Here is a 22,191-nt window from a genome sequence, read left to right as displayed (position 1 = left end):
ATGTTTGACTGTGTAATGCCTACCCGTAATGCACGTAATGGTCATTTATTTATTAGCACAGGTACAATTAAAATTCGTAACGCAGTACATAAAACAGACACTGGCCCACTTGATCCTGAGTGTGATTGTCATACCTGTAAAAATTATTCGCGTGCTTATTTGCATCACCTTGATAAATGTAACGAAATTTTAGGCGCACGACTAAACACAATCCATAACTTACGTTACTATCAACGTGTTATGGAAGGCCTACGCAATGCAATTAGCGAAGGTAAACTAGAAGAATTTGTTAGTGATTTTTATGCTCGCCGTGGCCAAGACGTGCCAGAGCTTGCAGATATAAATTAAAATTTAAAAATATAGAGGAAGTATTATGAGTTTATTTATTTCAAACGCACACGCCGCTGCTGGTCAACCTGCTGCAAGTGGTGGCTGGGAAATGCTAATTATGTTAGCTATTTTCGGTTTAGTTTTTTACTTTTTAATTTACCGCCCACAAGCTAAGCGTGTTAAAGAGCACAAAAGCCTTATGAGCGCGATGGCTAAAGGTGATGAAGTACTTACCCAAGGCGGTTTAGTAGGTAAAATTGTTAAAATTACTGAAGATAAAGATTTCATCGTGATTTCTTTAAATGAGCAAGCTGAAGTAACAGTACAAAAATCGGCAGTATCTGCTGTATTGCCTAAAGGCACAATGAAGTCACTATAAAAATAAAAAGGACATGCCTGTGTTAAACAAGTTTCCAATTTGGAAGTATTTACTTGTTTTAGCTGTGGTAGCCATTGGCCTTTTATATGCTTCTCCAAACTTGTATGGCCGCGATCCGGCCATTCAGGTTTCGGGGGCAAAAGGCGCAGATGTCGATCTCAGTGTAGTAGACAAAGTAAACGCAACCCTCAAACAACATAATGTAACAGCTAAGTCTACCGTGCTTGAAGGCGGCCAAGTATTAGTACGTTTTAAAAATGTTGAAGAACAGCTAAAAGCGCAAGACTTACTGCGTAATTCTCTTAGCGACGATTATATCTCTGCCATTAATATGGCACCTGCGCAACCTGCATGGTTAAAATCATTGGGTGGTAACCCTATGAAGCTAGGTCTTGATTTAAGTGGTGGTGTTCACTTCACCATGGAAATCGACATGGCAACCGCGGTAGATAATCAGCTAGAGCAAATGGAACAAGATTTTCGTAGCGACCTACGCGAAGAAAAACTTCGTTACCGTAGTGTTCGCCGCGTAGCGGGATCTGAGCGTATGCGTGTAGAAATGCGTACCGAAGAAGATAAAGAGGCGGCTGAACGCTTCTTAGCATCGCGCTACCCACTAAACGTATACATTGATGATAGCAGTAACGATCGCGCATTTTTTGCCACTATGAGTGAGCAAAAGCTTAAAGAAATACGTGACTACGCTATTAAGCAAAACGAAACCATTATTCGTAATCGTATTAACCAAATTGGTGTTGCAGAGCCTAACGTACAGCGCCAAGGTGCTGAGCGTATTATTGTGCAACTACCAGGTGTACAAGATACAGCACGCGCTAAAGAAATTTTAGGTGCAACGGCCACGCTTGAATTTCGTGAAGTAGACGAAAACGCAGACCCAAGTGCAGCTGCTCAAGGACGTATTCCTGCGGGCACAGAAATGATCATGAGCCGTGATGGCTACCCTGTGGTACTTAAAAAACGTGTAATCCTTGAAGGTAGCCATATCACTGGTGCACAATCGGGAAACGACGAATATCAGCGCCCACAAGTAAGCATTACCTTAGATAGCAAAGGCGGGGCAAAAATGAATGCCTTTACCAAGCGTGCTATTGGTAAGCGCATGGCAACGGTATTTATTGAATACAAGCCATCGGGTAAAAAAGATGCTGACGGTAAAGCACTTCCACCTATTAAGGTAGAAGAGGTCATTAACGTTGCGACTATTCAGGCTCGTCTTGACCGCTCATTCCGTATTACAGGTATTGATAACCCAGCCGAAGCCCACAACTTAAGCTTACTATTACGCGCCGGTGCATTAGTAGCGCCAATTCAAATTGTTGAAGAGCGCACAGTAGGCCCAAGCCTAGGTCAAGAAAACATTGAAGCCGGTATGACAGCTGTAGCCCTTGGCTTTGCGTTTGTACTTGCCTTTATGCTTATTTACTACAAAGGGTTTGGTTTAGTTGCCAACATTGCACTAGCAGCTAACTTAGTGCTTATTGTAGGTGTAATGTCGTTAATTCCAGGAGCCACATTAACGCTGCCAGGTATTGCCGGCATTGTATTAACAGTGGGTATGGCGGTTGATGCTAACGTACTTATTTTTGAGCGTATTCGTGAAGAGCTGGCCGATGGCCGCAGCCCTCAACAAGCCGTTCATTTTGGTTACGATAGCGCCTTTAGTACTATTTTTGATGCCAATATTACTACTTTAATTGCTGCGGTTATTTTATTTGCAGTGGGCACTGGCCCTATTGCAGGTTTTGCCGTAACGCTGGCAATTGGTATTTTAACTTCAATGTTTACAGCCATAGTTGGTACCCGTGCGGTAATTAACTTATTTATTGGTGGTAAGCGCATTGATAAACTTTCAATTTAAGGAGCGGACATGCAAATTTTAAGTTTGGGTGGTAAAACCCTACGTTTCATGTCACTTCGTAAAGTGGCTATGGGTTTTTCTACGCTATTAATTTTAGCGTCGTTTGCCTCAATTTTTATCAAAGGTTTAAACTTTGGTTTAGATTTTACTGGCGGTACCGCTGTAGAGGTTGGTTTTTCGCAACCTGCAGATTTGAAAAAAGTACGCTCAGTATTAGCTGAAAACGGGTTTGCCGATGCCTCAGTGCAGCTGTTTGGCTCTAGCCAAGATATTTTGGTTCGTTTAGCGCCGCGTGGCAGTGAAGTAAAAGCCGAAGTTATTGGTAACCAAGTTATTACTGCCTTAAAGCAAGCTGATGAGAGCGTAGTAATGCGCCGCATTGAGTTTGTAGGCCCAAGCGTAGGGGAAGACTTAAAAGAGCAGGGTGGCCTTGCCATGTTAACTGCGCTTATTTGTATTTTGATTTACGTGGCATTTCGCTTTGAGTGGCGTTTTGCTGTGGGCGCGGTAGGTGCACTATTACACGATGTAATTATTACAGTAGGTTTGTTTTCTGTATTAGGGTTAGAGTTTGACTTAACTATTTTAGCGGCAATATTGGCGGTAATTGGTTACTCACTTAACGATACTATTGTTGTATCTGACCGTATTCGTGAAAACTTCCGTAAAGTACGCATCGACGACACTATCGAAATTATCGACATGTCGTTAACGCAAACACTTAACCGTACACTTGTAACGTCAATCACCACTATTTTGGTATTGATTGCGCTATTTGTGTGGGGCGGACAAACCATTCACGGCTTTGCTACAGCCCTGTTATTTGGTGTGTTCATTGGTACTTATTCTTCAGTTTATGTTGCAAGCTCGGTAGCTATTACCATGGGCGTAAGTAAAGAGGACTTAATACCAGAGGTAATTGAAAAAGAAGGCGCAGACCTAGACGCATTGCCGTAATAGAGTTAACGCTAAATAAAACCGCTCAATTGAGCGGTTTTTTATTGTGCGCGGTTTTATAGAGCTTGGTTGCCTTTAAGACTAAACGTACACGCCTTTTAGGCTGAACTTAAAGCCTTGAGCCGGTTATATAATTAAACCATTACAATAACGTATGAATAGTAAACAGTATATTCGGCTATAAACTTAGCGCTTAGATTGTACCGCCCCTAAATTGAGCAAATTTAATCCCGAAAGGTCAATAGCGCCTAATGCCATAAAATTGTCATACAGGCTTGCTACTTTAATGCCCCTATTAAACGACAATCAGGTTTTGCAGTGACGATGCAGCGCAAAGTACTAGAGTACATTTTAAGTAACGGTGAAATAACCACGTTATTTCAGCCTATTTTTGATATAGCTAATCAAACAATTATAGGTTACGAAGCGCTAAGTCGAGGGCCTAAAAACAGCCCTTTGGAAATGCCTAACCGTCTGTTTGAAGCGGCCAGTGAGCACGCTTTAATTTCAGAGCTTGAGCTATTATGCCGCTCAAAAGCAATTGAAAACTTTGTAAAGCTTAATCTAAACGGTAAGTTATTTTTAAATGTAAGCCCTAAAACCTTACTCGATCCTTGCCACCCAAAAGGTGAAACCCTGCACTTAATAGAGCAGTTTGGTTTAGCAGCAAACCGCGTGGTGATTGAGGTAACAGAGCAAGAAAAGGTCGACGATGGTTTTTTATTATTAAAAACAATTGCACACTACCGCGAGCTGGGTTTTACCATTGCCATTGACGATTTAGGTGCTGGTTACTCGGGCTTAAAACAGTGGTCTGAACTATGCCCCGATTTTGTAAAAATCGACCGTTACTTTATTGATCATTGCGATGAAAGCGAAGTTAAAAAAGAGTTTTTGAAATCGATTACGGTACTAGCAAAAGCAACAAACACCGCCGTAATAGCCGAAGGCATAGAAAGAGTAGAAGAGCTTGCCTATGTTGAAAGCTTAGGAATAGCAAACGTACAAGGTTTTTTACTGGAAGAACCAAACTCAAATCCAAGCCTTGATTACAGCTCAGAGCAATTACAAGCATTAAACTTTAAACAGCCAAGCAATACGTTTGATCAATCAATGGCGATTGGCTGGCTTGCTGTTACACAAGAAGCAATAGACAGCGAAACCCGTTGCAAAGACGCCCACAAGCTATTCGAAAAAGACAAAGCCGTGATGAGCCTAGCGGTTTTAAATAAAGCCGGCCAACCGGTTGGGTTACTACATAAAGATCAGCTCACTGAGGTGTTTGCAGCGCCCTATGGCCATGCACTTTACGACAAGTGCCCCGTAACCGACTTTATGGATAAACAACCTTTAGTGGTGGATGAAAACCAACTTCTTGATACCGTGAGTCAGCAAATTACAGAGCAAGACTTTGATATTCGCCGCCATATTGTGATCACCCGAAATAAACGTTACCTAGGGCTTGCCCCATTGCGTGATATTTTAAAGCACATAACAGAAGAAAAAATTCGTCACGCCCAGCACGCTAACCCACTCACCATGCTCCCTGGTAATGTAGCGATTAATGAGGCAATAGAGCAAAGGTTACGCTCACAAAGTGCGTTTTCGCTTGCCTATATAGATCTTAATCACTTTAAGCAGTTCAATGATTTATACGGCTATGCCAGTGGCGATAGTGTGATTAAATTATTGGCAGATGTAACCGTGCAAGCATGCGAAAACAGTGCTAACTTTGTAGGACATATAGGTGGTGATGACTTTATGGTTGTGTTTGACCAATCAGATGCTGTGTATATTTGTAATACCATAATTGAGCAGTTTGAACTGCAATCACGCACTTTTTTTACGCCTGAGCACATTAAGAGCAAAGGTTACTGGGCTACAAATCGTGAGGGAGAAAAGCAATTTGTACCTTTACTTACGTTATCAATTGGCCTTGTGGAGCCCGACTTACAAGAATGTAAAAACAGCCATCAAGTTGCAGCACTTGCAACAGATGCTAAAAAAGAGGCTAAGCGATATCGCCATAGTTATTTGTTTATTTGTAAGCGCAGAAAGCCTGCGCCTGCCGTAGTGCGCTTAGCACCAGAGAATAAACAGGTGGTATAAAAAATAGGTAATTATTATGTTGCCATTAAAAGTAGTTGTTGGTGGGTTTGCTTTATTTGCGGTTAGTTTTTTTGTGCAAGGGGTAGAGATTGTTAATGTTGCTCAAAAGCAAAGTGTGCAAAATGCCCGTGAAGAATACCTAAGTGAGCTATTAACACGAGCCCTAGAGCGGGCTAATTACCCTGTAGACATAAAAATGCAGCCAGTGAGCTTACAGCAACAGCGTGACCTGATTGAGCTAGATAAAACAGAGTTAGATGTTTATTGGAGCATGAGCAGCCCAGAACGAGAGGCACGGGCAATAGCCGTTAAAGTCCCGCTATTTAAAGGCTTTATAGGTAAGCGCGTTTTATTAACCAGTAAAAAAAATGTCGAAAAATTTAAAGGCATTACCACTTTGGCGCAATTAAGTGAGCTCTCGGCAGTGCAAGGGCATGATTGGCCAGATACAAAAATAATGGCCTATAACGGCTTACATGTAAGGCCGCTGAGTAACTATCAAGCTATGTTTACGCTTACTAGCCGGGGCAGAATCGATTACTTTCCTCGCTCATTTATCGAAGTTAATTCTGAGCTTGTTGCCAATGCGCAGAGTAACTTAGTTATTGTGCCTAATTTATTTATTAGTTATCCCACCGGTATTTATTATTTTGTTGTAAGTAGTAAGCCAGCTTTAGCGCAAGCCATAGAGCTTGGGTTGCAAAACATGCAAAACAGCGGAGAGTTTGATGCGTTATTTGATGAGTATTTTGCAAAAGACATAAACTCACTCCCTTTTACAAAAGGTTATACCACGGAGCTAAAGCTCGATAACCCTTACTTTTAAAACAAAAAAGGAGCCATAGGCTCCTTTTTTATAATAGGGTTACGTGCATTTTATTAGCGAAGTAACGCTTCAGGTAATACTGGGCGAATTTCACGGATAATTGCTTGAGTAAGCTTAGGTGCACCACAAATAATGTTACCGCTATTGTTGTAGTTAACGCCACCTGCAAAATCAACAACCATGCCGCCAGCTTCTTTTACAAGTAACTCGCCTGCTGCTGTGTCCCACGGTTTTAAGCCAATTTCAAAAAAGCCATCAACACGGCCCGCAGCTACATATGCCATATCTAGCGCTGCAGAACCTGCACGACGAATATCAGCAGTTTGTGTAAACAATGCTTTAAACGCGTCTGTGTATGCATCTAAGTGATGTTTTTGTTTGAAAGGGAAGCCTGTTGCTAAAATTGAACCAGCTAATTCTACGGTTTTAGTAACGCGTAAACGCTTGCTGTTTAGCTGTGCGCCTTGACCACGAGATGCTGTGAAAAGCTCGCCACGAATTGGATCGTAAATTACAGCTTGGTCTAAACGACCTTTTACTTTAAGTGCGATAGAAACCGCGAAATGAGGGATACCCTTGATGAAGTTAGTTGTGCCATCAAGCGGGTCAACAATCCATTGGTAATCTGCATCTTTTCCTTTGTGCTCACCTAGTTCTTCACCAACAACGCAGTGATCAGGATAAGATTTTAAAATTGTATCACGAATTACGGCTTCGGCTTCTTTATCAATGTTAGTCACTAAGTCGTTAGTGCCTTTTTGTTGAATTTCAACTTTTGATAAATCTTCACTTGCGCGAAGTAAAATTTTGCCTGCGTTGCGCGCAGCGCGAACCGCAATGTTTAACATTGGATGCATGGTATTACCTTTGGGTTGTAAAAGAACGTTTATATATTTAAGCCGGCGTATTTTAGCGACTTTTGCCATAAAGTAAACAATAAACCCTAAATACTTTTGTGCGTTTTTTATACGGCCTTGAAATGCATGTAAATTTATTCGTATCTAAGACATGTTGGCGAGTATGGATTGAAATTTGTTCAACCGAAGGGCAGCTTAATCACAGCGCGGAGTGCGAAGCCTTGGGAGCTCAATAACTTCCATGAAGCAAAGCTTCCGCGTCCTGCTCACGCCCCTTACCTACATCCATGTAGGCAAAGCTTCCGCGTCCTGCAAGCAAACATACTGTTGTAAAAATTAATCTTAAAAGGGCAGTACACACCAATAATAATAAAAAGTAAAAAAAGTGCTTTACCTAAAGTTAGCTTGAGGTTTTATCTTGTGTTTAAGCAATCAACTAGGGTAAATAATAATGAAATTAGAACACGTACATTTAGTAGTAAACGATATAAATGCCATGCTTAAATTTTACCAAGCAGCCTTTCCTTATTGGTCTATTAGAAGTGAAGGGCATAACACTTGGTATGGTAAACCTAAGCGCTGGGTACATTTTGGCGACGATAATCACTACATTGCTATAAGCGATAATGGCGAGCATAAAAACAGGGATTTGGCAGGGCACCAAGTCGGACTGGCTCACTTTGCTTACGTTACAAACAACCTAGACGCTGTTATACAGCGCTTAAAACACGCCGGATTTAACATTGATAAAGAGGGCGCAGAAAACCCATTTAGAAAAAACGTATATTACTTAGACCCAGCCGGGTTCGAGGTTGAGTTTGTGCAGTATATGAGTGACATTCCAAGCGAGCGTAATAACGACTTATAAAATAGGCAGTAAACAACGGTGTAGAAAAGCGCATAATATGGCTTTTCTACCCATTTGTTTTTACCCGTATTATTTATTACTCACCCCAAGCTGTGCCTTTAAATCATTAGCAAAACTCACAAACTTTTCTTTAATGGTGCGTTTAACTTTTACCTCCACCGAACCTAAAACTGTTTTACCTTCTAGGTTAATTGTGGGGCCTTGGCGCTTATTAAGCGACACCGTTTTGTTTTCAAAACTGCCTAATATACAAAACATTTTAGAAACTACATTAACATGCTCTGGTACGTAAATTTCTTCGCTGCCAAAAATACAATTTACATGCACGGTAACATGTTGGTGGGCAAAAATAGCATCAGTAAAATCTAAAACAATCGACCCCATATAGTTTTGAATGTAAATATCTTTAGGCACCACCCATTGGCCGCTACGCTCGCTTGAGCCTAAAATGCTTCGCAGTGTTAAGTTTTCTTCATCCGCTTGTTGGGCGCTGTAGTTAGGGGCAAATTGAGTTTGCTTTTGAGCACTGTACTGGGTATCCGTAGTAAGGGTTAAATCCTCTACTAAATTGAGTAACGCAGTATTTTCGGTTGCTTCCATTGCACTGTCTAAGCGCCTTTCAAAGGCTTCAGCTGAAATAACGCCATGGCTGTAGTTATAAATAAGTTGGTCTATCACTTGTTCGCGAACTTGCTCTATTGGGCGGTCTTCAATTTTTACAGACATGGGAATAATCCTTTTTATATGAGTTACCACTGTACATAGCAAGTGGTGTACCAAAACTTAACTATTTATATATCAATGGCTTATTATTTTAATAACTCCGCTTAATTTATTATATTAACGATAGATTAACCAAAACAGCAATATAATCGTTATTTTCACCACTTAAGAAAGTTTTACCTAATAGCCTGTAAATGTTTACTCGGAGGTATTTTTATTTATACCCAATAAAATAGCTAACTTCATGAATTTAAAGTGTTAATAAAGTTGGCCTAAAGCTCGCATATATAAAAGTGTCTTTAATCAAAAGGAGAAAGATTATGAAAACATTCAACAAATCTATGATTGCGGCTTTAGTTCTAGGTACTACAGCTATGGGTGCTCAAGCGGGCACTTGGGAAAATGAAAGTAAAGATGCTTGGATTGATGGTAAGGCAGAAACAGTGCTTCTTATGAACACTAATCTAAACAACTTTGACATTAACACTGATGTAAAAAATGGCAAGGTAGTACTTACAGGTAAAGTAAACAGCGACCTTGATAAAGAGCTAGCTGAAGAACTTGTAATTAGCCTAGATGGCGTATCTGATGTAGAAAACAACCTAACTGTTGTGAAAAACATGGATATGGACGACAAAGACCGTGACACTATGGATGATGATGATAACGACTTAACGGACGCTAAAATCACCACAGTAATTACTACACGTTTCTTATTTGACTCAGAAGTTGACGGTACAGATATCGATGTTGATACCGACAACGGTATAGTAAAACTTAAAGGTTCTGTTGAAACAGAAGCTGAAAAGCAGTTAGCAGTAAAAATTGCTAAAAATGCTGAAGATGTTCGTGACGTAGTAGATGAACTAACTATTGTTGCTGAATAATACACTATACTAAAAAGCCCAGCTTAGCTGGGCTTTTTGCTTGTCATTTTTAAAGGAGCTACATCATGGATATCATTCGTATAATACTGTCGATTTTATTACCGCCACTGGGTGTATTTTTACAAGTTGGTTTAGGTATGCACTTTTGGCTAAATATTTTACTAACTTTACTGGGTTACTTCCCTGGTTTAATTCACGCTATCTACATTATTGCTAAAAAATAATGTGTGGTGTGTTCAATGTGAGCCGGCCACTTTTTTATAGTTATTAAAATTGTAAAAAAGCGGCTTACATACTTCTGCGTTTATTTTTCTGTTATTTCCTGCCTATTCGCATGCAAAAAGATTACTATTTAAGCAGTCAGCTTACTGATTGTTAAAATAAAGGTTTTTGCTAGTGACAAGCCTTAAAAAACTTTTTATACTGCAACCCGCTTTAGTCGCTCAGTGGCTAAACGCTTCAAAAATTAACTACCTCGTAGTTATACAAAGTTGGCCCCTTAGCTCAGTTGGTTAGAGCACACGACTCATAATCGTTAGGTCCCCAGTTCGAGTCTGGGAGGGGCCACCACTTTTTCAAGCTTTCCGAGTAAATACCTACTAACAGAAATTACCCTGTGCTACCTCTGTGCTACTTTTAATTATACTTATTAACTGGGTTGGGCTAAAGCGCTTAATACAAGAAAAATATTTATCGAATAAAACTACCTTGACTGCTTATACATCACCAGAAACATCGATAACTACAACTTCAATTGCATCTTTTAGTTGCTCACTTAGAGATGCCTCCAAAGCAGAAGCTAGTTCATCAACTGATTTAGGCTTATAATCCTTATAGTTTTTTGTGTTGGGTATCTTTCGTTTTGAGTCTAACCCGTACCAAAAAACTAAGAATATACCTCTCCCTGAGCGCTCTGCGTGTTTCATATATTGTTTGTATAATTGGTCCTTGGGTGCATCCCACAAATCAGGGTGATAGTGTCTCTTAATTTCGATAGGCAGTTTAAGGTGCTGCTCTGTATAACTGCAAGCTATGTCAGCTCTTTTATTTGCAAATTGAAGATCTTCAGGCTCTGAGCTTATATAGTTAGGTAGTTTATTTCTAAGGAGTGTTAATAAAGCATCTCTTCCCTCATTTTCAGGCTTAGGATTAACTAACTTTCCGTATTGATCTACATTCCAAAATTGCTTATGAATATTAGCATTATCTGATTTAATAACTTTAGCTAAGTCATTTAAATGAGCTGACACTAAGGAAGATAAGTCATCAATATTTGATGGCTTTTGATTAAACAATGTATTCGCAGCCCCCTTCCATGATGGCTTTTTAAAGCTTGCTTCCCTATATAGCTGTTCAGAGTCATGAATTGCTGCCATTAATGTTTGATTGTATGTATTAAACTCAGGTTCGCTGAGCATACCTCTAAGAGCATTTCTTGCCACCGGAAGTGGAATCGATGCTAGTTTAAATATTGCATCTTTAACTACAGCAGAAGCCTCATGATCATTTCTATTCCCTGACCAACCACTTTTTGGTCTTGGAGTATTTACAAACCGTCTTGCAAACTCATTAGCAAGACAGCTATAGATTGAAACTTTTTTTTCAGTTGATACCAGCTCTAAGTTGGGCCCATACTTCTCTATTTGTTCCTTAATAATCCAAAGTTGGTTGAGGCTATCTTCGTCATTCGGCATAAATTGCAGTTTGTAAGAAGGTAGGATAATGAACGCCTGTGCTACATAGAACTCTCTTAAATCCTTTTCTAGATCTTGAGCTGTACTTAATATATTTGTAACAATTACTCCTAGCTTATTGAGACTTTCCTTATCATTGATTGCTCCATGCCAAAAGTCTTGAGCATAAGGTTTTGAAAAGCAGGCCTCTAAAAGTTTGATAGTTGATTCTTTACGAAATGCCTTTAGTTTTTTTGAATTTAGAAATATATGCTTTGCATGTAGATACTGAAAACCTGATTTAATTTCTGCTAACATATACTCATAATATGTTTCAACTGCCAATTGTGGCTTTTCATGCAGTATAGCTTGCAACCAGTTTCTTGATGTGTGGTCTCTTTTTTTTAATTGAGGTGATAGGCAAAAGCTATCCAGTATTAGTCCTAGCTTTATTTTATCTGTTGTCCATGCAGATATACTCTGAGTCTCTCTCCATAATTCGTCTAGTCCGGCTAAAAATGCAGATAAAATACGGGCTGATTTACCTTCTTTGGTGAGCTGAATTATATAACCTAAATCATAAAGGTCTGTTCTGTAAGTTATTGATTTGAAGCCTTCTAAGACGTAACTGAAGTCGTTACCATTGAAGTATGTTGATAATATAACTAATGGTTCATCAAGCCTACATTCAGGTATATTGCTATAATGCCCGTAATATAGATATGCAAGCCAACCTAAATGACCTAAGTGCTCACCGCTTTCAATAAGGGTCTTTTCCCTTTCAAATTGATTAAGATTGTGCATTTGTGATTTTTTAGAGTTGGCTTTAAATTTTAGGCTATTTGCAATATCCTCATATCGCCAGTCTTCTACCTCGCAACTCAACTCTTGGTCCGCAATTGCCTGAAGATTAGAATTATTTGGGAAATCTACTAAGTAATTAAAATTTTCAATATTATTTTTAGGATCTATAAAACATAATTGAAAAGCGCATCTGTAAATTTCTTCAACAAGTGTTGTAGTGCAATCATTTAGTATATTTAAAGCCTCTGAGAGTTGCTCACTATTTGAAAGTATTCTAGGGAAATCATTTCGAAATCTGTTAATTCTAAACATTAAAGATTTATCAGTGGCTTCATCTAAAAGTATACAGCGAAAGGCTTCTCTCAATTCATAGGTTCTTTCTCTTAATTTTGCAGTGTTTTCTTTAGCCCACTGAGAGCTAAAACCTCCTCTTAAAGAGCTACTACGCATTAACCAATTAAGGAGCTCCTTACCGGTGAAACTAATTTCACTATTTAGAGCTTGATTGAGCCAGCTGTTATGTAGGTATTGAAGCTCAGAGTCTATCTCTCGATGCTCTGTACTATATGTATTGTCATTATCTTGATTAGGGAAGTTATTTAGCAGTAATATAGACTCTTTTTCACTAGCTAAATCCACAAGATCCCAGAATTCACCTATTGCGGTCTTCCCGTTATAAGCTATTAAGCTATTGAGCAATTTTGTAATATCTTTCCAAGTAAATACGCTTCCAAAAAAATTCGATATAAGCTTTGTTTTGATTCGCAACGAAACTTTATCATTTTGTGTTAACAACCCTTTGTATATTGTTTGCACAAATTGATAAGATGGCTCTCCTGATTTCGACAGCAAAACTACTGCGCTCTCTTTATCACGTATACTAAAATCAGTGTTGATAAGTACTTGCTTATAAGTGTCTAGAAGTGAAGGTATTGGTTTAGATTGCTCAAGCGCATCAAAAATAAGGGCTCTAAGTTGAAAGCTGCTTTGCTCATTGAGCAATATACTTTTCAATTTGGGCACTAATCTATCGCTTATTAATCCACCTATATTAGGTTCATCCCAGTAGGTGTTTCTGAACCAAGGGTTATGCTCAGAGTGCTCTGCAAGCGCATCTAACAAAATGAGTTTATTGCTATCAGATAAAGAGGCTGGATCACCATAGGTTAAAACGCCATAAGGGTCTTTAGCTATTAATTGCGCTGCTATGTTGGGTTGAAAGACTACTAACCATGCGAATAGCCCCCTTAATTCAGATGTTGGGAATCCGTTTAAACCAACGATTGATAAAATACGTCCAATCGGCAACCCTTTATCTACCTGCTTTGAAATCCATTTAGCAGCTACAAACTCAGCAATTGTCCTATGACAATAATCAAACACCCCTTCAGTATCGCTCTTTGCGCAAATTCTCCGACTCAGGATAGCAACTGTCTTTTCAATACCCATTGTATCGAGTTCAGTAAGGCTACGAATTGGCAGAACTAGATTATCGTTGGATTCATCAACCGAAAAACCCTCTACATCACTTAATAGTCTGCACGCAAATATAGCTCCTGCAGTATCTTCTAGTTCTAGGGGAACGAATCGACCTAACTCTTTTTTTGATACTTTCTGATTATGCTCCCGAAGAAGTAATGTTACTGTGGATTCAAATAGCTCTTTCTTAGTTTTAGGCCAGCCATCAACAGCTACAGATTCTGCAAGCATTATTAAAGTCTGTGGATTTTCTAACAGCCCAGATAGTCCGTAAGATTTTGATTTGAGAAAGAATTCTTGAGTATTAATCTCAATATTTAGACCATTTAATATCGATACTTGTTCAAAATGATCCAAAGGTTCTAAACGCAGTATTACAACATCTTCTTCAAAGTAATCATTCAAAATGTCAAGATCGACATTTCCATACCAGTCACTTTCTCGACAAGAGAGGACAAATTGCTCCGGTTCAAGTTGAAATAATTTTTGTACAATTTGGCTTAATACGACTCCGTCAGCGCCTGCTCTGGATTCATCTAAACCATCAAGGAAGATCTTATTACCCAAAAGAGAGGCTGGCTTATTTAAAAAGGAAGTTACCTTTATTACCAAATGATTATTGAGTTGTGCAAGATGCTCAAATAGATGGGACTTCCCTGAACCAGGGCTGCCAAGTAAGACGATATGCTTATTTTGGGTGAAGTCAGAAAAAAAACAGGTGCTATTATCAAATTTGTTAGGATTTTTTACATTTAAACGCCTAACTCGTCGATCCCAAAGATGTGTACGTCCTGTATTCAATTCCCATTACCCTTAGAAATAAAGTATAGATATGAAATATATAAGTAACACTTTTAAGATATTGCGTCCAATTTGTAATAAAGTCGTACCTACTTGAAGAGATGGGGACGACTCACTGAGTCGCTATCTCAATATTGCTATTCATAATGACTTGATATCTATCACTCAACTATTCAACTAAAAACCAGAATCAGCTTTAAGTCAGTATAGAGTTCAGGGTAGTTATTACTTTAAATAAACCTCAGTAATTTCAGCCCTGAAGTGACTCAGCTCTTGTGATACAGTTTCGAGAGCTATTTGCCTATTAAGCCCCAAGCTTGTTAGCTCTGCCATTCTCTCTTGTGCGTAGCTATGCCTGAGGCCATGACCGCCATTTGAAAAGAAGAGTGTGCGGCTAGATGCTTTTGAGAATGAGCATGACCATTTATGACCGCCACCAATATCATAACGTTGCAAATAGTTAATTTCCCTATCACGAATCGTTATAGGCTGTGCTAAGCGCCTTTGTTCTAGCTGTGTAGCTAATGCGTTAGGTATTAATACATCACGAATTAGACCGCCTTTGCCTTTCACTGTATAAATACTACCTTCTCGACCAAGCCATTTACTATCTAGCGCTGGACGGCTTTCAGCTTTACGCTCTGATATTTTGGCTATTGTCAAAAGTTCATGGGCTCTTAATCCTACTGCGTGGGCTATTTGTGTAGATAAGTTATTTTTTCTAGTTTGATGTTTACTGATTGCGTGAGCTTGGCTGGAGTGTAGGCACGAGACTTTTCGATTATATCTTTTTCGTATTTTTTTAACACTCAGTGTTTCTTTTATGCTTGTATTTTAATATCGAAAGGCGATGGCTGGATTTGCATATAAAGATTTAAATAGGTGAATAAGTAGCCTCTAGCAATGGCTTGCTAGAGGCTTTAACCAACTAATCTACTTGGTACTTACTGTTAGTACGAATGTAAATAGTGGCTGTTTTGTCGTTAGTGTTCTCAATCGTGTGGGTAAAGTTACCGGTTGATTCTACATAGCTGCCTGCGCTTAGGTTTTGCGCTTTATCTTGCTCGCTTGAGTTGTACTCAACGGCGCCGGCTATAACAACAGCACGAAATTCGCTTGCATCTGTTTTTATTTCACCTTTAAAGCCGGCAGGAAGTTTAATCATTGAGCCGTTCATATCGGCTGTACTTCCCCAAAGGTAGGCGGTTTGCACGCCTTGGGCGTTAATGTCGTTTAAATCGCTGCTGTTTAACCATACCATGTTGTCTGCATGTAGGTTTAACGGGCGCTCACCATTATCAAACTGGGCATTAGTTGGTTTAACTAAGTACGGTCCAGAGTCGATTTCTAAGTAAATTAAATTTGTTTCAGCATTGGCTGCAGTGGTGTGGTTTTCACCTGCAGGTTGTGTCCAAAACGAACCCGCTGGCATCCACATCTTTTCAGCTGTTGGGTCGTCATTATGCATTTGCCCTTCAATAACGATACCGCGGTAGGTAATGTTGTGAATGTGCGGCGGAGATTCAAAGCCTTTTTTAAAGCGTACTAACATGCCTGTTGCAGTGTCGGTTGTGCGGTTTCCCCATAAATCTGCAGCGCCAGGGCTTTTATCACCACGTAGCGGGTTTAAGTAACCCCAGTCAATATTGCTTGCAGCAACAACTTGTGATGTGCTTTGCTCTGCAGAGGCTGGCGTTGATATAAGTGTTGCAACCAGTGCAAGAGTTGATGCGTTTAGTAAAAATCTCATTTAAAAGCTCCGTTAAGTTGGTATAGCGCTATAGTACGGCTTAAAATTCAGTCAATAAATGGGCATAAGTTAAATACACTTTCGCAAAAACGTGGATAATAACGCTATAGTTACGCATGCTGGTTTATGCAATAAGAGGGTTTGATGAAAATAGCTGATTTACAAGTATTACTCAAAGTGGCTGAGCTGCAATCAATTACAGCTGCTGCAAATCAATTAGATATGAGCTCATCGGCTGCAAGTGTCTCGTTAAAGCGAATAGAGCAGGCGCTTGGGGCACAAATATTTGTGCGCACAACAAGGCAAATACGCCTCACGCCCGAAGGGGAACGGTATTTACCTCTGTGTCAGCAGGCACTCGATTTATTGCAACAAGGGCAAGTGCTTATTCATGAGGAGCAGCAATCTATTAGTGGTGAAGTGCGAATAGCAGTGTCATCGGAAATGGGGCGCAACCTTATGCGGGTATTACTCAATAATATTATGGATAAACACAGCGAAGTGACGCTGCGCTTACAAGCAAGCGACAGCCGCGCTGATTTTTATCGTGATGGAATTGATGTTGCGCTGCGCGCCTTAACTAAAGAGGCCGCACAGGAGCTAAATTTATACGGCTTTAAAATTTGTAACATAGCACACGTGCTATGCGCCTCGCCTGAGTACATTAAAAAGCACGGTGAGCCGTTAACGCCAGATGACATACTGAATCATAATGCCCTTTTATATAAGCTCTACGAGGTAGTGCATGATGGGTGGGAGCTGTATAACGATAACCAAAAATACAAGGTTAAAATGGGCAGCGACCGCGCCGTTAACGATGGCGATATAGTAAGGCGTTGGTGTGTTGATGGCACCGGGATAGCCAAAAAATCGGCCATTGATGTAGCTGAAGATTTATTAGCGGGCAGACTAAAAAGGTTAATGCCCGATTACAAAATCCCCCTCACTGAAATGTGGTTAGTACTACCTAGCCGCCAGCTTATAACGCCCGCAATTAGGCTTATTCGTGATGAGTTAAAACACACTGTTAGCCAATTAAGAAAAAACCTGATTGCGCAAGGGATAATTAACGAGCAAGAATGGCCCGATTCCCCCTAGTGCATCTTACGCGAGGTTAGTGTTGCTAGCCTTGCGCCTTTAAAATTTAATTCGCTTTCCTGTGGTGGATTAAATTAAAATACACGCTCTTCTTTTATGTTCTATTTTCTAATTATTGGGCTTATTGCTCAGCCGATCCTATATTTATTCTAAGCAAGTGTTAGTTAAGTCCTTTATCCATTTACAGGTATCGTATGTTACTTAAACAAAAAGTTTATATTAGTCTTATTTTGGCTATTGTTGTGCCGTTAGCGGTTTCTACATTTTTATTTTCAAATAGTATTCAAAATCATACCGATGAAAAGCTCGCAAAGGTTGATTTACCCACCGCACTGAGTGAAGTAAAAAGCAAAATTGAACTCGAACTTGCCACTCCTATAATTGTTGCCAAAGAAATTGCGCAAAACAGCTTTGTTAAACAGTGGCTAAGTAACGGTGAGAGTGAGCAAGCAAGAACCGATTATATTAATTATTTAGCCAGTATTAAAAAAGATAACAACGCAGTTATTGCTTATATAATTTCCAAAAATACCAACAACTATTACACCGATATTGGCATATCTAGACAGATAGATAGAAGCGAAGATGTATGGTTTGATCAGTTTTTATCTTCTAACAGACCCTTTGAAATAGCACTGGATATAGATAAAACCACAAATAGCATGGTGGTTTTTATTAACTATGCACTGCAAATTAACGGTGAGCGTACCGCCATTACCGGCGTGGGGCGCTCGCTCGATTCTATGATCAACTTAATTAACGAATACCGTATTGGCGAAGCCGGTGTGGTGTATTTGGTCTCTGATGAAGGTGAGGTAATGCTTCACAGTGACAGAAGTAAAATGGGTCAAAAAATTAATATTAACGATATTAAAAATGGCGCCATTATTAGTAAAACAATGGCAGGTGAAGATTATGTTGTGTCGAGTACACCTATTGAGTCATTAGGTTGGCATTTAGTGGCAGAAGTGCCCGAGCAGCAGTTATACGGGCCAATAAATAGTGCCATTAATAGCAATTTATTATTTGGTGTGATCATTGCCATTATTGGCTTTGCTCTGGCCAGAGTTTTAGTGTCGCAAATATTTAAACCCATTGAAAACATAACCGCTGCAGTGAGCGCGTTAACTAAAAAAGATGGCGATTTAACCGTAAGGCTGCCTACTAACGATAACAACGAAATATCAGAGCTTGCCGCTAACTTTAATTTATTTTTAGAGCAGCTACATGGCATGTTTAAGCAAGTGTCGGACTCAGCAAACCATGTTAAAAGCATTTCAGAAAATGTGTTAGTACAAGTACAAGGCGCGGCTAACTTGGCCGAGGTGCAATCATCTAGCACGCAAACGGTGGCGGCAGCCGTTAACGAAATGGAAGTAACCGTACAAGATATTTCAAACAGTGCCAGTAACGCCTCTGACATTGCGACTTCAACAGAAGAAGCGACTCATAAAGGAGTAGAGTTTGTAAATAGCACGATAAAGCAAATGGAGCAGCTAGAAAACGCCATGGCTACCTCGGTTGCCTCGGTAACTGAGCTTTCAGGTGAGATAAAGTCAATTACGCAGGTGCTTGATGTTATTAAAGCAATATCGGAGCAAACTAACTTACTGGCACTCAATGCTGCCATAGAAGCTGCGCGGGCAGGCGAACACGGTCGTGGTTTTGCCGTTGTAGCCGATGAAGTAAGAACCCTTGCTATGCGTACTGCAGAGTCGACCGAGCAAATTAACGAAATGATAGACACGTTAAATTCTAAGGCTTCAAGTACGGTGTCGGCTATAGAGCTTGGCAGTAAAAATACCCTAGAAAACGCCGAACGTTTAAAAGTAACGGGGAGTACCTTAACGGGTATATCTCAAGAAATTGTTACGCTAAGTGAGCTAAATAGCTCAGTGGCTACAGCCACCCGCGAGCAAACGTTGGCTACCTCAGAAATTAGTCAAAATGTGGTGATGATTTCTGATTCTGCTGAGCAAACAAAACAAAATATGAAAACCTCAGAGCAGTTATGCAATGGGCTAAATGAAGAGTCGAATATATTAAAAGACTTACTGGGTAAGTTTACACTTTAAAAAAGTGACAACATTAAGCTAAAAAACGCGTTGTACCTTAGTTAAGCTAAGCTTTGGTTAATAGGTTTATTATCCAAAGTTTAGGTTAATAACAACGCGTTTTTAAAAGGGTTAATTTTTACGGTAAATTTCGTGTTGAATGTCGTAAATATTAACGCTTAAGCTGTCAGAATCTCGGCAATAAGTTTTTAAGCACTCAAGCAAGCTCTCGCTTAACATTTGTTTTTGTTCAATAGAGCGCCCGGCCATGATATGCGCCGCAATATGAATAAACCCTTCTTTTCCTTCACCTAGCTGGTATTGCTGATAAGCAATAGCGCGGGTTTTAATGGTTTCTAAGTCAAACAAACCACTTTGAAAAGTCGCGTTGTGCACTTTTTCAACAAGTACTTGCGGTAATACAGGAAGATCTTCAGAGTGTTCAATAATAATGTGCGGCATTTACGCGTTTCCTATTATGAGTTACTACGTGGGCGTACGTATAATTGTACCAAAGCCTGAACAGTGCGCTAACCCCTCAATGGCCTAAATTTAGTTGTATTAATTTTTGATGGTAGTATAAAAACAGTCACGTGAACCTTCGCTTATAAAGCAAAATTAAGGATTAATATGAAATTACCACACCGCTTTAAACGTTTAGCTGTGCTATTAAGTGCAGTGGTTACCTTAAGTGCCTGCTCAGATGATGTTGCATCGGTGAGCTTAGGTCTGTTTACTACTAAAGATGTAGTGGTAAATTCCCAGCAAGACCCGTTAGTAAAAGGGGTTACGTGCCATATTAGCCATATTGAGGCCGACTTAGATTTTTCAGATCCCTCTGATATGTCTATTGCGTGTCGCCAAACAGGGCCAATTACAGCCGATATGTTACAAGCAATAGATCGCAGTAAGTCGGGCGAAGTGGTGTTTAAGTCATCAAAAAGTATTTTATTTAAATCGCTAAAAGTACGCCGTATTTACGATGCACAAAACCGCACATTACTGTACTTATCGTACTCGACTAAGGAGTCGAGCGGCAGCCACCACCACGCACTTTCAACTGTGCCTTTATACAATACACAAGCTTGGAACTGGGCACTTGAACAAAAATAAGAGCACACTATGTTAGCGTTATTTAAATCAAAGCCGCTGCTAGAACAAGCCGAGCAGCAGTGGCTAATTGATACCTTTATTTGGGCGGTAGAGCACTTTGATGCCGCATTTTTTACCAAGCACACGCAAATAATATTGCCAACGGTGGCGCATTTTCCTGATTCGGTATCAAGTATTGAGGAAATGGCCACTAAGGTATTTGTACGAGTACGTGATTACGCAGGTATGAGTGCGTGGCCAATACAATTAGTTGCGCCACACCAGTTACAGCCGCAAGTATTTCCGCATTTTGAATTTGCTGAACACTTACGTGGAGAGCAAAGCCAGCTTATTGTACCGCCAAGCCATACGATTAATATCTCATTTAACCCTAATCAAATTAATCAGCCGCAAGATTTAGTAGCCAGCTTTGCCGGCACGCTGGCTACTGTATTAATTCATCATGTTGGGGTGTTACCGCCAGGCGGTAAAGACTACTTGCCACAAGCGGCCGATGCGCTGGCCTGTTTTTTAGGGTTTGGGGTAATGATGAGCAACACTGTGTATCAATTTAAAGGCGGGTGTGGCTCGTGCTATAACCCTTATGCTAATCGTGAAGCGAAACTAAGCGAAACCCATACCGTATTTATGCACGCGCTGATTAGTTATTTTAAAAACGATCGTGACTCTAAAAAACATTTAAAGCCACATTTGCGCAGCCAATTTAAAAAAGCCCAAAAAGAGATCAAAGCATTAGTTGATAACTCTGCTAATCCACTATTGCTTGCCTATGCACCAACTTAAACCGGATACTTGTGAACTACTTAGACGAATTTTTACTGATTGCCATCGCCCACTTTTTTGCAGTAGCCAGCCCAGGCCCCGACTTTGCCGTGGTGCTCAAACAAAGTATACAGCAGGGCAGGCGTAACGCCCTATGGACAAGCGCTGGCGTGGGCGCTGCTATTTTATTACACGTAGGATACTGCGTATTAGGGGTTGCGCTAATTTTAACGCAGTCGCCTAATTTATTTATGGCATTAAAGTACGTTGCGGGGGCGTATTTAGCCTATTTAGGCGTACAAGCATTAAGGGCTGCCAAACCACCGGTAAATAAAACAGACAACATAGAAAACAAAACCACCCCACAAGAAAGCGTATGGCATGCATTTAGGCGCGGCTTTTTAACCAACGCGCTTAATCCTAAAGCCACTCTCTTTTTTATGTCGTTATTTACCTTAGTTATTAGTGTAACTACACCAACTAGCGTGCAGGTTGTGTATGGGGTTTATATGGCTCTGGCAACGTGGGTGTGGTTTTCTATGCTTTCTTTAGTGTTGTCAAAACCCAGTATACGGGCGTTTTTTCAAAAAAGCGGCTATTGGTTTGACCGGGGTATAGGTGTTATTTTAATTGCTTTAGCCATTCGTGTAGTAATTTAACCCTAGGGAGAAGTCATGCCTATTTATAATTTTTCGTTTGGATCGAATATGTCCTCTAACCGCTTGCTTGCGCGTTTACCAAAAGCAAAGCGAGTTGGCACGGCTGTACTAAAAGGCTACGAGCTTACGTTTAATATGTTATTTAAAGATGGCTCGGGCAAGTGCAGTATTCAAAAAAGTGAT

Annotated in this window: 21 protein-coding genes and 1 tRNA gene; 16 read left to right on the top strand and 6 right to left on the bottom strand. The window is 40.0% G+C overall.

What is annotated here, in order from left to right; genetic code table 11:
• From B2R65_RS12450 to B2R65_RS12425, 6 genes are all read left to right on the top strand, one after another.
• On the top strand, nucleotides 1–348 hold a 348-nt coding region (locus B2R65_RS12450; RefSeq protein ID WP_286743089.1), incomplete at its 5' end, for a tRNA-ribosyltransferase family protein.
• A gap of 25 nt (nucleotides 349–373) precedes the next feature.
• On the top strand, nucleotides 374–709 hold the full coding sequence (gene yajC / locus B2R65_RS12445) for a preprotein translocase subunit YajC (RefSeq protein WP_004587613.1): 336 nt from the start codon (nucleotides 374–376) through the stop codon (nucleotides 707–709).
• 19 nt (nucleotides 710–728) lie between these two features.
• Complete coding sequence (secD, locus tag B2R65_RS12440) at nucleotides 729–2,588, top strand: protein translocase subunit SecD (RefSeq protein WP_004587612.1); 1,860 nt, start codon at nucleotides 729–731, stop codon at nucleotides 2,586–2,588.
• A 9-nt stretch (nucleotides 2,589–2,597) separates the two neighbouring features.
• The gene (gene secF, locus B2R65_RS12435) at nucleotides 2,598–3,545 is read left to right on the top strand and encodes a protein translocase subunit SecF (RefSeq protein WP_004587611.1); all 948 of its coding nucleotides are present in this window, start codon (nucleotides 2,598–2,600) and stop codon (nucleotides 3,543–3,545) included.
• A gap of 318 nt (nucleotides 3,546–3,863) precedes the next feature.
• Nucleotides 3,864–5,654 (top strand): GGDEF domain-containing protein, encoded by a 1,791-nt coding sequence (locus B2R65_RS12430; protein WP_286743085.1) that lies wholly within the window; start codon nucleotides 3,864–3,866, stop codon nucleotides 5,652–5,654.
• Nucleotides 5,655–5,670: 16 nt separating this feature from the next.
• Entirely contained in the window at nucleotides 5,671–6,480 is an 810-nt protein-coding gene (locus tag B2R65_RS12425) for a substrate-binding periplasmic protein (protein WP_004587609.1), read from the top strand.
• A 53-nt stretch (nucleotides 6,481–6,533) separates the two neighbouring features.
• On the opposite strand, the gene suhB is transcribed toward B2R65_RS12425, so the two are convergent.
• Nucleotides 6,534–7,337: an inositol-1-monophosphatase gene (gene suhB / locus B2R65_RS12420; RefSeq protein WP_286743082.1), complete on the bottom strand. Its 804-nt coding sequence runs from the start codon at nucleotides 7,335–7,337 to the stop codon at nucleotides 6,534–6,536.
• 451 nt (nucleotides 7,338–7,788) lie between these two features.
• On the opposite strand from suhB, the gene B2R65_RS12415 reads away from it, so the two are divergent.
• Nucleotides 7,789–8,205, top strand: coding sequence for a VOC family protein (locus tag B2R65_RS12415; RefSeq protein WP_121638041.1), 417 nt, complete (start codon nucleotides 7,789–7,791; stop codon nucleotides 8,203–8,205).
• A 69-nt stretch (nucleotides 8,206–8,274) separates the two neighbouring features.
• Here the strand turns inward: B2R65_RS12415 and B2R65_RS12410 are convergent, their stop codons facing one another.
• Nucleotides 8,275–8,931 carry a LiaF domain-containing protein gene (locus tag B2R65_RS12410; RefSeq protein WP_004587606.1) on the bottom strand — a complete coding sequence of 219 codons (657 nt, stop codon included), beginning with the start codon at nucleotides 8,929–8,931 and terminating at the stop codon, nucleotides 8,275–8,277.
• A gap of 317 nt (nucleotides 8,932–9,248) precedes the next feature.
• Between B2R65_RS12410 and B2R65_RS12405 the strand changes: the two genes are divergently transcribed.
• From B2R65_RS12405 to B2R65_RS12395, 3 genes are all read left to right on the top strand, one after another.
• Entirely contained in the window at nucleotides 9,249–9,815 is a 567-nt protein-coding gene (locus B2R65_RS12405; protein ID WP_004587605.1) for a BON domain-containing protein, read from the top strand.
• 65 nt (nucleotides 9,816–9,880) lie between these two features.
• Nucleotides 9,881–10,039 (top strand): YqaE/Pmp3 family membrane protein, encoded by a 159-nt coding sequence (locus B2R65_RS12400; protein WP_004587604.1) that lies wholly within the window; start codon nucleotides 9,881–9,883, stop codon nucleotides 10,037–10,039.
• Nucleotides 10,040–10,308: 269 nt separating this feature from the next.
• A tRNA-Ile gene (locus tag B2R65_RS12395) sits at nucleotides 10,309–10,385 on the top strand.
• 146 nt (nucleotides 10,386–10,531) lie between these two features.
• Here the strand turns inward: B2R65_RS12395 and B2R65_RS12390 are convergent.
• The 3 genes from B2R65_RS12390 to B2R65_RS12380 all read right to left on the bottom strand — a co-directional run bounded on the left by B2R65_RS12390 (nucleotide 10,532) and on the right by B2R65_RS12380 (nucleotide 16,322).
• Complete coding sequence (locus B2R65_RS12390) at nucleotides 10,532–14,572, bottom strand: NACHT domain-containing protein (RefSeq protein ID WP_286743080.1); 4,041 nt, start codon at nucleotides 14,570–14,572, stop codon at nucleotides 10,532–10,534.
• 225 nt (nucleotides 14,573–14,797) lie between these two features.
• Nucleotides 14,798–15,235 carry a hypothetical protein gene (locus B2R65_RS12385; protein WP_286743077.1) on the bottom strand — a complete coding sequence of 146 codons (438 nt, stop codon included), beginning with the start codon at nucleotides 15,233–15,235 and terminating at the stop codon, nucleotides 14,798–14,800.
• Nucleotides 15,236–15,500: 265 nt separating this feature from the next.
• Nucleotides 15,501–16,322, bottom strand: coding sequence for a DUF4437 domain-containing protein (locus tag B2R65_RS12380; RefSeq protein ID WP_286743076.1), 822 nt, complete (start codon nucleotides 16,320–16,322; stop codon nucleotides 15,501–15,503).
• 144 nt (nucleotides 16,323–16,466) lie between these two features.
• Between B2R65_RS12380 and B2R65_RS12375 the strand changes: the two genes are divergently transcribed.
• Together B2R65_RS12375 and B2R65_RS12370 are read left to right on the top strand one after the other, a co-directional pair.
• Nucleotides 16,467–17,420 (top strand): LysR family transcriptional regulator, encoded by a 954-nt coding sequence (locus B2R65_RS12375; protein ID WP_286743075.1) that lies wholly within the window; start codon nucleotides 16,467–16,469, stop codon nucleotides 17,418–17,420.
• A 194-nt stretch (nucleotides 17,421–17,614) separates the two neighbouring features.
• Nucleotides 17,615–19,495, top strand: a complete 1,881-nt coding sequence (locus tag B2R65_RS12370) for a methyl-accepting chemotaxis protein (RefSeq protein WP_054983273.1) — start codon at nucleotides 17,615–17,617, stop codon at nucleotides 19,493–19,495.
• A gap of 111 nt (nucleotides 19,496–19,606) precedes the next feature.
• Here the strand turns inward: B2R65_RS12370 and B2R65_RS12365 are convergent, their stop codons facing one another.
• Nucleotides 19,607–19,936: a 5-carboxymethyl-2-hydroxymuconate Delta-isomerase gene (locus tag B2R65_RS12365; RefSeq protein WP_004588643.1), complete on the bottom strand. Its 330-nt coding sequence runs from the start codon at nucleotides 19,934–19,936 to the stop codon at nucleotides 19,607–19,609.
• Nucleotides 19,937–20,104: 168 nt separating this feature from the next.
• Here B2R65_RS12365 and B2R65_RS12360 point away from each other — a divergent pair, with 168 nt between their 5' ends.
• The 4 genes from B2R65_RS12360 to B2R65_RS12345 form a co-directional block, all read left to right on the top strand.
• Nucleotides 20,105–20,587: a CreA family protein gene (locus tag B2R65_RS12360; RefSeq protein ID WP_004588642.1), complete on the top strand. Its 483-nt coding sequence runs from the start codon at nucleotides 20,105–20,107 to the stop codon at nucleotides 20,585–20,587.
• A gap of 9 nt (nucleotides 20,588–20,596) precedes the next feature.
• Nucleotides 20,597–21,370 (top strand): hypothetical protein, encoded by a 774-nt coding sequence (locus B2R65_RS12355; protein ID WP_286743071.1) that lies wholly within the window; start codon nucleotides 20,597–20,599, stop codon nucleotides 21,368–21,370.
• An 11-nt stretch (nucleotides 21,371–21,381) separates the two neighbouring features.
• A complete protein-coding gene (locus tag B2R65_RS12350; RefSeq protein ID WP_286743069.1) occupies nucleotides 21,382–22,008 on the top strand; it encodes a LysE family translocator in 627 nt (208 codons plus the stop codon).
• A 15-nt stretch (nucleotides 22,009–22,023) separates the two neighbouring features.
• Nucleotides 22,024–22,191 (top strand): gamma-glutamylcyclotransferase family protein (locus B2R65_RS12345; protein ID WP_286743091.1); only part of this gene is annotated, 168 nt, incomplete at its 3' end.

The organism is Pseudoalteromonas sp. UBA2102, assembly GCF_002331165.1.
In the GTDB taxonomy this organism is placed as follows: Bacteria; Pseudomonadota; Gammaproteobacteria; order Enterobacterales; family Alteromonadaceae; genus Pseudoalteromonas; species Pseudoalteromonas atlantica.
Note: the sequence above shows the minus strand (reverse complement) of the source record. Positions and strands in the feature narration are given on the sequence as shown.

Excerpts from the sequence above, each read along its gene's own strand:
- yajC (WP_004587613.1), top strand. The coding sequence starts at position 374 with ATGAGTTTATTTATTTCAAACGCACACGCCGCTGCTGGTCAACCTGCT.
- B2R65_RS12380 (WP_286743076.1), bottom strand. The coding sequence starts at position 16,322 with ATGAGATTTTTACTAAACGCATCAACTCTTGCACTGGTTGCAACACTT.
- B2R65_RS12370 (WP_054983273.1), top strand. The coding sequence starts at position 17,615 with ATGTTACTTAAACAAAAAGTTTATATTAGTCTTATTTTGGCTATTGTT.
- B2R65_RS12400 (WP_004587604.1), top strand. The coding sequence starts at position 9,881 with ATGGATATCATTCGTATAATACTGTCGATTTTATTACCGCCACTGGGT.
- B2R65_RS12410 (WP_004587606.1), bottom strand. The coding sequence starts at position 8,931 with ATGTCTGTAAAAATTGAAGACCGCCCAATAGAGCAAGTTCGCGAACAA.
- B2R65_RS12355 (WP_286743071.1), top strand. The coding sequence starts at position 20,597 with ATGTTAGCGTTATTTAAATCAAAGCCGCTGCTAGAACAAGCCGAGCAG.
- suhB (WP_286743082.1), bottom strand. The coding sequence starts at position 7,337 with ATGCATCCAATGTTAAACATTGCGGTTCGCGCTGCGCGCAACGCAGGC.
- B2R65_RS12375 (WP_286743075.1), top strand. The coding sequence starts at position 16,467 with ATGAAAATAGCTGATTTACAAGTATTACTCAAAGTGGCTGAGCTGCAA.
- B2R65_RS12425 (WP_004587609.1), top strand. The coding sequence starts at position 5,671 with ATGTTGCCATTAAAAGTAGTTGTTGGTGGGTTTGCTTTATTTGCGGTT.
- B2R65_RS12365 (WP_004588643.1), bottom strand. The coding sequence starts at position 19,936 with ATGCCGCACATTATTATTGAACACTCTGAAGATCTTCCTGTATTACCG.
- secF (WP_004587611.1), top strand. The coding sequence starts at position 2,598 with ATGCAAATTTTAAGTTTGGGTGGTAAAACCCTACGTTTCATGTCACTT.
- B2R65_RS12415 (WP_121638041.1), top strand. The coding sequence starts at position 7,789 with ATGAAATTAGAACACGTACATTTAGTAGTAAACGATATAAATGCCATG.
- B2R65_RS12405 (WP_004587605.1), top strand. The coding sequence starts at position 9,249 with ATGAAAACATTCAACAAATCTATGATTGCGGCTTTAGTTCTAGGTACT.
- B2R65_RS12360 (WP_004588642.1), top strand. The coding sequence starts at position 20,105 with ATGAAATTACCACACCGCTTTAAACGTTTAGCTGTGCTATTAAGTGCA.